Source organism: Acinetobacter lwoffii, from assembly GCF_029024105.1.
Taxonomy (GTDB): domain Bacteria; phylum Pseudomonadota; class Gammaproteobacteria; order Pseudomonadales; family Moraxellaceae; genus Acinetobacter; species Acinetobacter lwoffii.
The window spans coordinates 1,773,468-1,788,299 of the sequence record NZ_CP118963.1; the positions used below are offsets into that span (position 1 = coordinate 1,773,468).

15 protein-coding genes and 1 pseudogene are annotated in these 14,832 nt (G+C 42.9%); 8 read left to right on the top strand and 8 right to left on the bottom strand.

Features of this window, described 5'->3' with window-relative positions; all coding sequences use genetic code 11:
* Positions 1-63 precede the first annotated feature (63 nt).
* Positions 64-975: a bestrophin family protein gene (locus PYW33_RS08555; protein WP_004646751.1), complete on the bottom strand. Its 912-nt coding sequence runs from the start codon at positions 973-975 to the stop codon at positions 64-66.
* A 69-nt stretch (positions 976-1,044) separates the two neighbouring features.
* On the bottom strand, positions 1,045-2,772 hold the full coding sequence (locus tag PYW33_RS08560; RefSeq protein WP_004646750.1) for a glutamine--tRNA ligase/YqeY domain fusion protein: 1,728 nt from the start codon (positions 2,770-2,772) through the stop codon (positions 1,045-1,047).
* Between the two features lie 422 nt (positions 2,773-3,194).
* Here PYW33_RS08560 and PYW33_RS08565 point away from each other — a divergent pair, with 422 nt between their 5' ends.
* Complete coding sequence (locus PYW33_RS08565) at positions 3,195-3,704, top strand: peptidylprolyl isomerase (RefSeq protein WP_004279844.1); 510 nt, start codon at positions 3,195-3,197, stop codon at positions 3,702-3,704.
* A gap of 111 nt (positions 3,705-3,815) precedes the next feature.
* Positions 3,816-4,535 (top strand): UDP-2,3-diacylglucosamine diphosphatase, encoded by a 720-nt coding sequence (locus PYW33_RS08570; RefSeq protein ID WP_004646748.1) that lies wholly within the window; start codon positions 3,816-3,818, stop codon positions 4,533-4,535.
* Positions 4,536-4,563: 28 nt separating this feature from the next.
* On the opposite strand, the gene PYW33_RS08575 is transcribed toward PYW33_RS08570, so the two are convergent.
* Together PYW33_RS08575 and hpaI are read right to left on the bottom strand one after the other, a co-directional pair.
* Complete coding sequence (locus PYW33_RS08575) at positions 4,564-4,782, bottom strand: hypothetical protein (protein WP_004279847.1); 219 nt, start codon at positions 4,780-4,782, stop codon at positions 4,564-4,566.
* Positions 4,783-5,463: 681 nt separating this feature from the next.
* Positions 5,464-6,253 (bottom strand): annotated as a pseudogene (gene hpaI, locus PYW33_RS08580) (4-hydroxy-2-oxoheptanedioate aldolase).
* A gap of 243 nt (positions 6,254-6,496) precedes the next feature.
* Between hpaI and nfsB the strand changes: the two are divergent.
* Together nfsB and PYW33_RS08590 are read left to right on the top strand one after the other, a co-directional pair.
* Complete coding sequence (gene nfsB / locus PYW33_RS08585) at positions 6,497-7,150, top strand: oxygen-insensitive NAD(P)H nitroreductase (RefSeq protein ID WP_004646745.1); 654 nt, start codon at positions 6,497-6,499, stop codon at positions 7,148-7,150.
* Positions 7,151-7,256: 106 nt separating this feature from the next.
* Entirely contained in the window at positions 7,257-7,484 is a 228-nt protein-coding gene (locus PYW33_RS08590) for a hypothetical protein (RefSeq protein ID WP_004646744.1), read from the top strand.
* On the opposite strand, the gene PYW33_RS08595 is transcribed toward PYW33_RS08590, so the two are convergent.
* From PYW33_RS08595 to PYW33_RS08610, 4 genes are all read right to left on the bottom strand, one after another.
* On the bottom strand, positions 7,447-8,301 hold the full coding sequence (locus tag PYW33_RS08595; RefSeq protein WP_004646742.1) for an EamA family transporter: 855 nt from the start codon (positions 8,299-8,301) through the stop codon (positions 7,447-7,449). The two genes, PYW33_RS08590 and PYW33_RS08595, sit on opposite strands and share 38 nt — an antisense overlap.
* An 85-nt stretch (positions 8,302-8,386) precedes the next feature.
* On the bottom strand, positions 8,387-9,424 hold the full coding sequence (fba, locus tag PYW33_RS08600; RefSeq protein ID WP_004279853.1) for a class II fructose-bisphosphate aldolase: 1,038 nt from the start codon (positions 9,422-9,424) through the stop codon (positions 8,387-8,389).
* Between the two features lie 119 nt (positions 9,425-9,543).
* Complete coding sequence (locus tag PYW33_RS08605) at positions 9,544-9,822, bottom strand: hypothetical protein (RefSeq protein ID WP_004646741.1); 279 nt, start codon at positions 9,820-9,822, stop codon at positions 9,544-9,546.
* A 154-nt stretch (positions 9,823-9,976) separates the two neighbouring features.
* On the bottom strand, positions 9,977-11,164 hold the full coding sequence (locus PYW33_RS08610) for a phosphoglycerate kinase (RefSeq protein WP_004646740.1): 1,188 nt from the start codon (positions 11,162-11,164) through the stop codon (positions 9,977-9,979).
* Between the two features lie 139 nt (positions 11,165-11,303).
* Between PYW33_RS08610 and PYW33_RS08615 the strand changes: the two genes are divergently transcribed.
* The 4 genes from PYW33_RS08615 (at position 11,304) to PYW33_RS08630 (ending at position 14,774) form a co-directional block, all read left to right on the top strand.
* Positions 11,304-11,687: a DUF2237 family protein gene (locus PYW33_RS08615; RefSeq protein ID WP_004279857.1), complete on the top strand. Its 384-nt coding sequence runs from the start codon at positions 11,304-11,306 to the stop codon at positions 11,685-11,687.
* On the top strand, positions 11,687-12,280 hold the full coding sequence (locus PYW33_RS08620; RefSeq protein ID WP_004646739.1) for a Maf family protein: 594 nt from the start codon (positions 11,687-11,689) through the stop codon (positions 12,278-12,280). The genes PYW33_RS08615 and PYW33_RS08620 overlap by 1 nt, the downstream gene beginning before the upstream one ends.
* Positions 12,281-12,309: 29 nt before the next feature.
* Positions 12,310-13,479 (top strand): ribosomal protein uL16 3-hydroxylase, encoded by a 1,170-nt coding sequence (locus PYW33_RS08625; RefSeq protein ID WP_004646738.1) that lies wholly within the window; start codon positions 12,310-12,312, stop codon positions 13,477-13,479.
* A 143-nt stretch (positions 13,480-13,622) separates the two neighbouring features.
* Positions 13,623-14,774 carry an IS4-like element ISAbe18 family transposase gene (locus tag PYW33_RS08630; protein WP_004645517.1) on the top strand — a complete coding sequence of 384 codons (1,152 nt, stop codon included), beginning with the start codon at positions 13,623-13,625 and terminating at the stop codon, positions 14,772-14,774.
* The last annotated feature ends 58 nt before the right edge of the window (positions 14,775-14,832 follow it).

Consider the following 14,832-nt stretch of genomic DNA (forward strand, 5'->3'; position numbering starts at 1 on the left):
TGATTTTTTGTGAGCAAGAAATTTTAAGTTCGTGTTTTACATTTTGATGATGTTGATAAGGAATCAAGTCAAATAGCCTTTTCTGGCTTGAATTGCCTCAGGTAGTGCTTTACCTAAAGAACTTAGGGTTTCCCGCTCGACCAGTCGCACAATTGAATCTAGCGGCAGATCGTTGTCCTGCAAGCCAAAGGGCTCTTCCAGTTCCGCACTGAGTTCATCCAGCCCGAGTAGCATATAGGCAATCAATCCAACCAGAATTGGTGTCCACAGGCCTAAATTTGCCTGCAAACTGAAAGGCAGGATAAAGCAAAAAGAATAAACCGCACGATGTAACAATACCGAATAAGAAAATGGTAATGGCGTGGACAAAATCCGGTCACAACCAGCCTGAATATCTCCCAAAGCCACAGTGTGCTGATTCAGGTTATTATAAATAATATCGCTGATCTTGCCCTGCTTATATTGCTGCACCAGCTCTTTTTGCATCTGTTCCAGCACCCATTGGGATGGATTGATTTGCATGGGCAATTGCTCAAATGACTTGGGTTCAAAACCGGCAGTGGCTTCATAAGCCTGAATACTGGGCGTTTGCTGTCTCAGCCGATCACGTAATAGATGGGTAAACAGCATCATGCGATATAGCAAAACTTCACGGATTTGATCATCTAGCACATGGCTGTCACGGCATAAATGACGCGTGGTTGCAATCAACGCACCCCAAAGCTTGCGCCCTTCCCACCAGCGATCATAGCAGGCCGTATTTCTAAAACTCAGAAAGATCGAAAGAATGACACCAAAAATGGTAAAGCCAATTGCCGGGACAGCAGGAAGGCTCACGAAATGCGCCTGACTCAAATACACTAGTAAAGCGGAAATAAAAACCACCAAAACCAATGCGGGCAGCACCTTGGGCAGAATCGTTCCCTGCCAGGCAAACAGTAAGCCCAAACTATTATTCTTATCACGCACAATCATGCAATTTTCCCTGCTGTATTGAAAAAGCCCAACCAGAGTTGGGCTTTTTACATTCTGACTTAAACCAGCTTATTTGCCTGGTTTAAAGCTGTCCTTAAGATCCAGAATACGGTTGAATACCGGTTTTTCGCTGGAATGATCATATTGATCAGCCACAAAATAGCCTTCACGCTCAAACTGGAAACGGTCTTCCGGTTGTGCTTGTGCCAAAGCAGGCTCAATCACGGCCTGAACTACCTTCAATGATTCAGGGTTCAGGTTTGCCAAGAAGTCATCGCCCACCTCAGGATCAGATTCAGTAAACAGACGGTCGTAAATACGCACTTCCGCAGGAACGCCTTTTGTCGCAGATACCCAGTGAATCACGCCTTTCACCTTACGACCTTCAGGATTTTTACCTAAAGTTTCAGGATCAATCGAACATTTCAGCTCAACCACTTCACCATTTTCATCTTTAATGACTTCGTCACATTTGATGACATAGGCATGACGTAAACGAACTTCACCTCCTGGAATCAGACGTTTAAAGCCTTTTGGTGGCTCTTCTTCAAAGTCTTTACGGTCAATATACAGCTCAGTCGTCAATGGAATAACGCGCTCGCCCATATCGACATTCGGATGACGTGAATGGGTCAGGTCCATATCGGCTGGCAAGTTGGTTAAAGTCACTTTTAATGGATTTAACACAGCCATACCACGAGCGGCAGTATTTTCCAGAGACTGGCGAATACAGTATTCCAGCATAGCTACATCGACAATACTTCCATCAACTTTCGATACACCGACACGTTGACAGAAATCACGTAGACCTTCAGGTGTGAAACCACGACGACGCATACCGACTACAGTTGGCATACGTGGGTCATCCCAGCCCTGAACATAGCTACCTTCCACCAGTTTACGTAATTTACGTTTCGAGGTGATGGTATAGTCCACATTCAAACGGCTCGATTCATACTGACGTGGCACGGATGGTGATTTAACTTTTGCCACTACCCAATCATAGAACGGACGATGATCCTGGAATTCCAGGGTACAGAGTGAATGCGTAATGCCTTCAATCGCATCAGACAATGGATGCGCATAGTCATACATTGGATAAATTTTCCATTTATCGCCAGTCTGATGGTGTTCAGAATGCAGGATACGATACAGAATCGGATCACGCATATGCACGTTCGGTGAAGTCATATCAATCTTGGCACGTAATACAGCCTGACCTTCTGCATATTCACCGCTGCGCATTTTCTCAAAACGCTCCAGGTTTTCTGCAACCGTTGCATCGCGTTGTGGCGAGTTCTTGCCTGGCTCAACGAAATTACCGCGGTTTAAACGGATCTCTTCAGGGCTTTGCAAATCCACATAGGCATCGCCCTGCTCAATCAGCTGAACTGCCCAGGTATAAAGTTGATCGAAATAGCTTGATGCATAACGCGGCTCGCCTTCCCATTGGAAACCCAGCCATTTCACATCATTGGCAATACCATCCACATATTCCTGCTCTTCGGCATCCGGGTTGGTATCGTCAAAACGCAGGTTACACACACCTTTAAATTCTTCAGCAATTCCGAAGTTCAAGCAAATTGCTTTCACATGGCCAATATGTAAATAGCCATTCGGCTCAGGCGGAAAACGCGTCACCACCTGTTGAGTACGACCAGCGGCTAAATCATCGGTAATGACCTGACGTACAAAGTCCAAGCCCGGTTGTTGTTCTTGCTGCTGCACTGAATCGACTGCATTGTTCTTTTGGGTCAGGTTCTCGGGCAGAGATGTCACAACATCATTTGGCTTCATGATCAATCATTCACTTCTAAAGTTAAAAAGGGATTAACGAATATTTAATCGCACAGGTTGTACGCATATTCATTATCAAAGTTCCTTAGTTTAACTAGAGGTGAATAATCTCTCAACCGCTAACTATGGTATTTGATTTCAATTCACCCATTTTAAAAAATGAAAATACGGCGAGTTGCCTGAAACTAAAATATCAGTGCTTGTACAAGCAGTAAAATCATTAATTTACGCCAATTCAAAATAGGGTACCTGATAGGGCAATATCTGAAATGCCTTGATAAATCAACGTATAAATAAGGTATTATTTTTATGCTTTTAACAAAGAAAATAATGTTTTTACTTGCCTTGTCGAATGTAGTTTGCTTATGCTTCACTCATTCAGAAAAAACCATGGCACTCGTCCATGATCAGGAGATTACACAATGAGTTTTCCTCAAGTCGAATTAAACACCAATAAAGGTCGTATTGTTCTAGAACTCAATGCTGAAAAAGCACCTAAAACCGTAGCTAACTTTTTAGAATACGTACGTGACGGTTTTTATGACGGCGTAATTTTCCACCGTGTTATTGATGGTTTCATGATCCAAGGCGGCGGCATGGATGAAAACTTCAAAGAAAAAGCAACACGTGATGCAATCGAAAACGAAGCAGACAACGGCTTGACCAATGACGAAGGTACGATTGCAATGGCGCGTACTCAGGCACCGCACTCTGCTTCTGCTCAGTTCTTCATTAACGTGAAAAACAACTCATTCCTTAACCACTCTGGCAAAACTGCTCAAGGTTGGGGTTATGCCGTATTTGGTAAAGTCGTTGAAGGTATGGACGTTGTGAACGAAATCAAAAACGTACGTACTGGCAACCGTGGCTACCACGCTGACGTTCCTCTAGAAAACGTAGTAATCGAATCTGCAAAAATCATTTCTGAATAAAAAACGTCCTCTCCGTTCTTTTATGAGTTTTAAAGCAACACTTTAAAACAGTGTAATGGAAAATCCCTCATATGAATGAGGGATCTAGAGAGGAATAAAAGGAAAAGATTCGTGACCTATCTGTTTATCTCAGATTTACATTTGTCACCTGATCACCCTCGACTTGTTCGGGGGTTTTTAGATTTATTAACTGAATATCAAAATCAAAATACCCAATTGTATATTCTGGGTGACTGGTTCAATGCCTGGATTGGTGATGACTATACCTCTCCATGGCTGGACGAAATTGTCACTGCATTAAAACAGTTTACTCAGGCTGGGAATCAAGTCTATTTTCAGGCCGGCAACCGGGATTTTGTCTTAGGAAGTAAATTTTTAGCTCGATTTGGCGGGCAGCTTCTTCCCGAAATCGATCAGCTAATCATTGCCGGAACACATTTTCGCCTGGAACATGGCGATGCCCTATGTACCGATGACGTCTCCTATCAGCGTTTTAAAAAGATTATTCGTCATCCCTGGCTACTTGGCTTCTTAAGAAAAACCCCTCTCTCATTTCGAACCAGACTAGCCAACCGCTTTCGTCAACAAAGCCATCAGGCACAACAGTTTAAAAGCTATGAAGTGATGGACGTCAACCCACATGCAGTTGAGCTGGCATTACAGGATGTAGATGTACTAATCCATGGTCATACGCATCGCGCAGCCATTCATCAGTTAGCCCAGAAAAGAAGAATTGTACTAGGCGACTGGAAAGAAGACAGTGCAGAGATTCTGGAAATTCAGGAAGATCAAAGTTTTGATACCCTGAAACTAAAAAAGTGGCGATATTAATCAGCCACTTTTTACGATATTGATCTGCTTAACACAGACGATAAAGCTGGTTTACCCCAGTATAGAAACTTTTACCATCGAGATTGAACTGAAATTCCTCACCCGTTGGCAATTGAATCATTTTACCGACCTCAACCCAGATAAAACCGTCCATTGTATTTTGCTTGCGCTTTAATGGAACCAGTTTCACGTTAATTTCATTGCCATCAGCGGCAGTGGCAATATGCCATTCATTGATTTTGATCAAAATATTTACTCACACGATATGAGCTTTTTGTGACTATATGGAGAGAGATTAATAACAACCTAGTTTACATAATAGTTCTATGGTTAGTAGATCTTATTTGAGTTCAAATACTTGAACTAAAAAGTACATCACAATCAGCTTAAAATAATAATAGAAGCAAGAACAGTACTTGCTTGAAGTGCAGCCAGTGTAAGCTATTTATCCAGCAAAAGCAAAATTACATTGTAATGACAATAGAATGGGATTTTTAAGAACTTTTTTCATGCTTTGTTAATTATTAGGCTTTTGATTTTTATGATCTAAAATTCATTTTAACGTTACTTCATTTCCGTTGATAAACAAAACCTGTCTTTAAATACCTTAAAATCAATATTAGAGACATGAAACTCAGCCCGAGGTACAGCAAGTTCCACTCTCCCGTCTTTTGATAATTTAGGATCAAGAGAATAGCATTTAAGGCTACAAACAGTACGTGAATCATAAAAAAGGCTTGTTGCACTCGTCTAGTTTTTTGCTGACGTTGGTTCTCTAAGATGTTCTGCTGTTCTTGTAAAAATTGTTCTGCATCTTGAAGGTTCATTATGATTTTCTTATGGCTGAATGAATAGCTCATCTAAAGAATTTCCGGTTAAAAATAAACTAAAAATCTAAGCAAGCTATTCATTCAGAATCTCTTGTTGATTAATAACCGCTAGTCGGATTAATCACATTGATATCCTTTTTATATTTCCCCAATAGATCACGCAAGGAATTCATCAAAATACTGGTATCTACGCCCACTGCTACAAACTCAGTGCCAAGTTCGATATATTTTTGCGTCACTTCATGCTGGGTTGACAGAATTCCTGCAGCTTTGCCTGCAGAACGAATCCGCTGGATTGCATCAATTACAGCTTTTTGTACTTCAGGATGATTCGGATCACCTTGATAACCCATAGTGGCAGATAGATCAACGGCGCCAATAAACACGCCATCAATCCCGTCGATCTGAAGAATAGCATCCAGATTTTCAAGTCCTGTGACCGATTCAATCTGGATTAATAAACAGATTTCTTCATGTGCCGTCTGATAATAATTTGGAATGCTGTTCCAGCGGGTGGCACGTGCCAGTGCAGCACCAACGCCACGAATTCCTTCAGGCGGATAACGGACTGCCCTGACCATGAGTTCGGCCTGTTCCACGGTTTCTACCATCGGAATCAACAGCGTTTGTGCACCGATATCAAGGAGTTGCTTGATCAGTTGTACGCTACCAATGGGTGGTCGTACTACTGCTTGCGAGGGATAAGCAGCAATACTTTGCAGTTGCGACAAAGTCGTTCTCAAATCACTGGGTGCATGCTCACCATCAATCAGCAGCCAGTCATAACCTGCATTTGCCGCAATCTCGGTTCCATAGGCATCTGCCAATCCATAAGCCGATTTGCTGCTGGGTTTTCAGTTTGTGTTTAAAGTAATTGGTCACTTGCATCCGCTAACCTATTTGCATGTTGCTGGCGATGCCTCTTATTAAACGCTTCTCGCTTAAAAGTGCCAATAGACAAAAACTGGATTTTAATCTGATTTAACTCTAAGTTTTGCTTGAATCCAGCTCAAGATCATCTCAAAACAGGCTTTGCCTGATGCTTTTTTATTGTAATAATCAGGGGATGTGAAAAATGTATATATTTAAAACTTCTACTCGCTGTTTATTTAAAAAGATTGGAGTCCATTGATGGATTTACTCAAGATCACACAGACCCGCTATACCACTAAAGCCTATGATCCTAGCAAGAAAATCCCAGCAGAACAGTTTGAACGCTTGTTAGAAATTTTGCGTCTGGCACCCTCTTCGATCAATATTCAGCCTTGGCATTTTTTTATTGCCGATCATGATGCCGCCAAACAGCGCATTGCCAAAGCCTTGGTTGGTACTTATGCCTACAATGCACCCAAAGTTCTGGATTCTTCACATACCATTTTATTCTGCACCAAAGCCGACATTAATGAGTTGCATCTAGAAAACTTATTGAACCGCGATGATCTCAGTGGCCGTTTTAAAGATGAATCAGCCAAAGAAGGTCAGAAAAATACCCGTGCAGGTTATATTCATTATTATCGTAATGAAAAAGGTGATATTCAGCGTTGGGCTGAAAACCAGACCTTCATTGCACTCGGTCAAATGCTCTTGGCTGCCGGAATTGAAGGGGTTGATGCCACACCAATTGGCGGCTTTGACGGAGAGATGATTAGTGAAGAATTACAACTTGCAGAACAGGGTTTGATCCCTTCTGTATTGCTGACTTTAGGCTATCGCAGTGAAAATGATTTCAATGCCAAACTCCCTAAATCACGTCTTGCCGCTGAAGATATTTTCACCAAACTGTAAGGAATTTATGCTATAAAAGGGGTCAAGCGCCCCTTTCCATGTCAATTCGGGCCTATTTTTTGCTTTATTTAATTTACATCTAATAGAATAACAATAGAGGTCATCTATGTCGCTCCTTACATCCAAATCCCTGAAATTTGAATGCCATCATTGCGATAAAATTTATCTCCAGCACTATAAAGAGCAACAGCATCGTTATCCGCACTGTCCAGACTGCCAACAGTCCGGTTTATTGCTTGGACTGGCCGAAGCAGGTGACCTGCTCCGACATCCGATTGAATTTGCATCCTCTTATGTCAAGCAGACATTGCATAAGCTAGGCAAATCACACTAGTCAAGCCTAGCAGTAATCCTAAAGTACTTGCAGGTTTGAGCCGTTCTTTAAAGAATACCAGACCTGCTATCACACCAAATACCACCACCAGAATATTCATGCCAGCAAAGACGATCGCAGGTGAATCCTTAAGCAGCATATGGGCTTTGACATAGAAAGCAATATTGGCAAAATTCAGGAAACCCAATAACAGACCAGCGCCGATATTCTGCATCGAGCCCAAGCTTTTATATTTGATTAACAGATAGCCCATCGAAATGATCAGGGCACAAACAAACATTAGATTCAGCGCCACCGCGAATTGGAGGCCCAGACTGGTTGTATATTTCAACAATACATCAATCAGTGCATAACCGACCCAGACCAAGCCCAGATACAACATTCCCTGACTGCTCTGTCCTGTACTTTGTCGATGTGAAAACAGGATGCACAGCACTGCTCCAATACCTAAAGCGATCCCAAGTATTTTCAGCTGATTAAACTGTTCCTGAAAAATGAAATAGGCTGCAGCCAGTGACAAAACTACAGAAAGTCGCTGGGCAATTTCGGTTTTTAAAATTCCAGCCGTTTGCAAAGCCTTGGCCAAAAACAGAAATACGCTCGGAAGCAAAATACCCAGAGCCAGAATAAGCAACCAAGGCGTCTGAGACATTGAAATATGCTGAATATCAGGCTTAAACCAGAAAAAACACAAGAGACTAGCTGTCATATAGTTCCAGCTAATCATGTGTATCGGACTCAAGCCCTTATTTTTGGCGACTTTTAATAATATTGAGACCGCAACGCTGCATAGCGCTGCTGCGAAAATCAGTTCCATATGCTGCTCTTATTCTTGATATTTATGAGTCTACAAAAAAGCCCACATTTGCAGTGGGCTTTTTTTATAAATGATTCACTGGGAATTATTTATAGTGTGACACCATTTTCTCTAAAGAGATTGGGCGAATCTTGTCTGCATTGCCTGCAGTACCAAAAGCTTCGTAACGATCGATACAGATTTGCTTCATTGCATCTACAGTTGCGCTGAAGAATTTACGTGGATCGAATTCGCTTGGTTTTTCTGCCATCATACGACGCATTGCACCGGTAGATGCTAAACGCAAGTCAGTATCGATGTTAATCTTGCGCACGCCGTGTTTGATCGCTTCAACCAGCTGTTCAACCGGAACACCGTAAGTTTCCTTGATGTCGCCGCCATACTGGTTAATCACTGCCAACCATTCTTGTGGCACAGAGCTTGAACCGTGCATGACAAGATGTGTGTTTGGAAGTGCTGCGTGAATTTCTTTAATGCGGTCAATCGCAAGAATATCACCTGTAGGTGGACGCGTGAACTTGTACGCACCGTGTGAAGTACCTACTGCAATTGCAAGCGCATCAACATTGGTATCAGCAACGAAGCTACGCGCTTCTTCAACTGAAGTCAGGAGTTGAGAATGATCCAGTACGCCTTCTGCGCCTACGCCATCTTCTTCACCCGCCATACCTGTTTCAAGGCTACCCAAACAACCGATTTCACCTTCAACAGATACGCCACACGCATGTGCCATTTGAACTGTACGGCGAGTCACATCAACGTTATATTCATATGAAGTTGGTGTTTTACCGTCTTCACCCAGTGAACCGTCCATCATTACTGATGAAAAGCCTAACTGGATTGAACGTTGACAAATGTCAGGGCTGGTACCGTGGTCTTGATGCATTACCACTGGAATATGTGGCCATTCTTCAATTGCAGCCAAAATTAGGTGACGCAAGAACGGAGCGCCTGCATATTTACGCGCACCCGCAGATGCTTGTACGATAACAGGTGAATTGGTTGCATCTGCTGCAAGCATAATTGCACGCATTTGTTCTAAGTTGTTTACGTTAAATGCTGGTACGCCGTAAGCATGTTCGCCGGCGTGATCCAAGAGCTGGCGCAATGAAATAAGAGCCATAATATCCTCCCAGTGAATGCCACATATTCTACATGTTCAAAGGTTTCAATTCAGCAACAAATAACACTATTTAAAAAAAATCCCTGCATTTGCAGGGATTTTGTGTCACATCAACCGGATTAAGGTGCTACAGGCTCTGAAGTCGCAGCAACTGACTCGTCTGCAGTTGCTTCATCGGCTGGTGCATTGGCAACTTCAGCCGGGATATCGGTATTTTTTTCGTCTAGAATTGGCTGATCAATGGCATCAATGGCAGCTTGCTGTTCTGGAGTCACCGCCTGATCCGCCACTGCTGCCGAGCTTTCTGCTTCAGCTTCTGGTGTGCTTTCCTGTTTTGCACATGCAGTCAGTGCCAGAGAAGCTGCTAATAATACTGCGATAGTTAACTGTTTCTTCATCACGTATTCTCGTCATTTGGTGATTTAATTACTGCATCTTATGACAGATTTATTGCATTTTAATGACGAAGCCATGAAGGGTAAGTTTTCACTGTCAAAAAAATGACATAAAAAAAGCTGGCACTGGGCCAGCTTTTTAGCTTAGGACATGCAATTAAGCACGTTCTAATAGTACCGCAACTGCAGGAAGAGTTTTACCTTCAACGAATTCAAGGAATGCACCGCCACCCGTCGAGATATAACCAATTTTGTCAGCCACTTCATATTTATCAATCGCAGCAAGTGTGTCCCCACCACCCGCGATCGAGAAACCTTCCGATTCAGCAATTGCTAAAGATAAAGTTTTAGTCCCTTCACCGAATTGATCGACTTCAAATACGCCAACCGGGCCATTCCAAAGAATGGTTTTAGAGGTTTTCAGAATTTCTGCAAATGCTTTCGCAGTTTCCGGACCTACATCCAGAATCATGTCGTTGTCAGCAACATCGGCAACGTTTTTCACCGTTGCTTTCGCAGCAGCCAATGAACCCAGGAAATCCTCAAAGTTGATTTCAGAGGCATCTGCAACCACAACGTCAGTAGGAAGTGGCACTGATACTTTTGCAGCAATGGCTTTTGCTGTATCGATCAGGTCTTTTTCACACAGTGATTTACCAACGTTATAGCCTGCTGCAGCAAGGAAAGTATTGGCAATACCACCACCCACGATCAATTGATCACAGATATCAGAAAGTGAGGTTAAAACATCCAGCTTGGTAGAGACTTTAGAACCCGCAACAATCGCCACCATTGGCTTTTCTGGCGTTTGCAGTGCACGGCCAAGTGCATCCAGTTCAGCTGCCAGTAAAGGACCTGCTGCTGCAACTTTCGCTAAACGCGCTACGCCTTCAGTAGATGCTTCTGCACGGTGCGCTGTACCAAAGGCATCCATTACAAATACGTCGCAAAGTGCTGCATATTTTGCTGCAAGTTCAGGATTGTTTTTCTTCTCGCCGACGTTAAAACGGCAGTTTTCAAGCAGAACCACCTGACCTGGCTGAACATCAACGCCATCTAAATAGTCAGTGAACAGTTTCACTTCTTGGCCCAAAGCTTCAGTCAAGTAAGCCGCTACAGGAGCAAGTGACTGTTCAGCCTTAGGCTCACCTTCAACCGGACGACCCAGATGAGAATACACCATGACTGCAGCGCCTTTTTCTAATGCTGCTTTAATCGTTGGCAATGCTGCACGAAGACGCGCATCGCTGGTGATCACACCATTTTTAACAGGAACGTTTAAATCTTCACGGATCAGAACACGTTTACCTGCTAAATCGAGGTCAGTCATACGCTGAAAGTTCATGTAGAGCTCACTTTATAGATATTAAAACCAGGCGATTTTAAATGATTATGCAGAAAAAGGTTAGCATCTTTTGCAGAAAACATTATGAATGCCAAAGTTTTGTTATGATAGAAAAAAGCCTCTTTTAGATTCAGTCCCTATGTCGATACATCCTGATCCAAATCTTAACCGTTTGAACGTGTTAGGTGAGCCTTTGTCCAGCTGTTGCTTCGATCCGATTACCGGTTATTTCCGCAATGGCTTTTGCCATACTGCGACCACTGATCTGGGCCAGCACACGGTTTGCGCGCAAATGACTTCAGAATTTCTGAATTTTTCTCAAAAAGTCGGTAATGACCTGATTACGCCTTTGCCTGAACTGGATTTCCCCGGCCTGCAACCTGGCGATTTCTGGTGTATCTGCGTAACGCGCTGGGTCGAAGCCTATGAAGCAGGTCAAGCACCTCCAATCAAGCTGCAAGCCTGTCACAAAGCTGTTCTGGCTTATGTGCCGTTAAATATTCTTGAGGAATATGCTGTCTAATGAATTCTGTACAGATTATTTTGGCATCATCCAGTCAAACCCGCAAAGCGCTGATGGATCGTCTGCATATTGATTATATTTCCATGGTACCGGATATTGATGAATCTCCTCGCGGGGAAAATCACGCAGATGATCTGGCACAACGACTAGCTTTCGAGAAAGCCAGATATATTGCCGAACAGAATCCTGAAGCGATTGTGATCGGCTCGGATCAGGTGGCATGGCGTGAAGGTGCACCGGATATTTTTATCGGTAAACCGTTAACGACTGAAAAAGCCATTCGCCAGCTCCAAGCTAACTCGGACAAGATTGTCTATTTCAGTACGGCGCTCAGTGTACAGCAACAATCGACGGGTTTTGAACAAAGTCTGGTCGAACACTATAAAGTCAAGTTTCGTAAACTTTCTCAGGCCGAAATCGAGCGCTATGTCGAGATTGAACAGCCACTGCATTGTGCTGGCAGTTTCAAATGTGAAAGCTTAGGAATTAGCCTGTTTGAAGAAATGACCGGGCAAGACCAGACCACACTGATGGGTATGCCGATGATCAAGCTATGCAATATTCTTCGTGAATTAAAAATTTTAGTTCCTTAATCTCTCTCTTTAAATTCAGGCTGTAATCTATGTCTCAACCTTTAGACGTTTTAGGCGGCATCACCGCTGAACAATTCCTTAGCGAATACTGGCAAAAGAAACCATTACTGGTGCGTAATGCGATGCCTGAAATCGCCAGTTTGCTTGAACCCAATGATGTGATGGAACTTGCGCTTGAAGAACATGTCACTGCCCGTCTCATCAAGCAGAAAGATCGTGATCCGAATCAATGGAGCGTGAAATCTTCACCTTTGCTCAAAGCAGATTTTCAGAAAATGCCAAAACTCTGGACACTTTTGGTTCAGGCTGTAGATCACTATTCATTTGACCTGTCGGCACTTTGGAAAAAATTCCCATTTATTCCACAATGGCGTCGCGATGACATCATGGTGTCTTATGCACCGCAAGGCGGTTCAGTCGGCAAGCATTTCGATTTCTATGATGTGTTTCTGGTACAAGGCTATGGCCATCGTCGCTGGCAGCTTGGGCAAATGTGTGATACCGAAACTCCATTTGTTCCGGGTCAACCGCTTAAATTATTGCCTGAAATAGAAGTGGACTTTGATGAAGTGCTGGCACCTGGCGACTTGCTCTATGTGCCGCCTGGTCTGGCTCATTACGGCGTGGCTGAAGATGACTGCCTGACTTATTCATTCGGTTTCCGCATGCCAAATATCAGTGACATGATGGATCGTGTCGGGGATAAATTCTCTGAAAATGAAACGCTGCGTAACCCATTGCTGGATATCATCCGTGATCAAGTCGGTGCTATCGGTGAAGTGAGCAGCAATGAGCTGGAATATCTGAAAGAACACATCATGCAGCAACTGCATAATTCCAATGTTCTCGAAGATGCCATCATGAGCTTGATGTCCGAACCTAAATATCCTGAAAACCTGCCTGAAGCAGAAGAAATCGGTACAGGTGATCTGGAAGAAGCACTCGATCAGGGCTATAGCCTGATGCTCGAACCTGCGTCACGCCTGCTTTATACTGAAACGGACGGCGACGTTCTGTTCTGGGCAAATGGTGAGGGTGTGTGCATCTCTGAGACATTTACCGCAAAACTCAAACAGCTTGCAGATGGTGAAGCGCTGTTATTCAGTGAAGACTTCGCTGATGAAGAAATTCTGGAAGATGTTGCAGCATTATTGAATGAAGCCGTGTTGATGTTGGTTCCACCTGCTGACGACGAGTAAGCGTTTAACGACTCGTTAAGCGATAATAAAAAGAGGATCACATGATCACTGCTGTCCCATAGTTTGCTTTAAATAAAAAAACCTGAGTCCTAACAGTTAAAATATGAGTGCAAACAAACACTTTAACGACCAGGATTCAGGTTTTGTCACATCAGAATACCGTATTTCATGAGCTAATTAAACCTGTTGTGCGACAGGATTTTGAACAACTTGCTAAAGTACACCATGTTGGACAGAAATTTAGAGCGGCTTCCCGGTGGGATCAGTTTATTGCCATATTGATGTCTCAATTCTCTTGTAGACAAAGTCTGAGAGATATTCAATCCAATTTGGAGTGCCAACAGGAAAAGCTAAGTCATCTCGGAGCAAAGTCTATTCCCCGAAGCACGCTGGCACGAATCAATGAGCAGCAGCCTGCTGCCTTGTATCAACAGCTATTTCACAAGTTGCTTAAATACTATGAACACTCAAAAGTAGCTCATAAATTTCGCTTTAAGAATCCCTTGTATTCCTTGGATGCCAGTCATATTGACCTGTCGCTTTCCTTATGTGAATGGGCCAAAGTTCACGACTCAAAAGCCAGCATGAAACTCAGCATAGGATTGAATCACAGCAATGATATTCCTGAGTTTGTTGCAGTTGAAAATGGCAAAGAAAATGACATGGTACAAGGCCGCAAATTCCAGTTTCCTGCTGGCAGCATTGTAGTTTTTGATAAAGGCTATGTCGATTACCAATGGTATGCAAATCTGACTGCTCAAAACATTGGATTTGTCACACGTTTTAGGCCTAAATCTGTGTATCAGGTGATCCAGCAACATCCAGTGCTTGAATCCAAAGGTATTCTAAAAGATGAAACCATTCAGCTGAATAGCGCACATGCCCTAAAAAGAAAAGCCCCAGTGTTAAGAAGAATTGAATATAGAGATCAGCAAAGTGGCAAGCACTTTAGCTTTCTCAGCAATAACTTTCATTTAGCCGCCTCCACCATTGCGGCGATTTATAAAGATCGTTGGAAAGTTGAGCTGTTCTTTAAGGCGATTAAGCAGAATCTCAAATTAAAAGCGTTTCTAGGCCGCAGCAGGAACGCAATTCAGACACAAATCTGGATTGCGATGATCGCCTATTTATTGGTGAGTTTCGCTCAACATTTAGGGAAAACAGGTTGGACAGTTCAACGTTTACTCAGAATAATTCAAGTGAATTTGTTTGAAAGAAGAACTTTAAAAGCTTTATTTTCACCCGATAAAATACCCATAAAACAAGAGGAAGCTCAAATGAGCTTCCTCTTGTGAAAAATTGTGGGACAGCAATGTCACATGATCCTCTTTTTATTTTCTACTAAAATTCTAG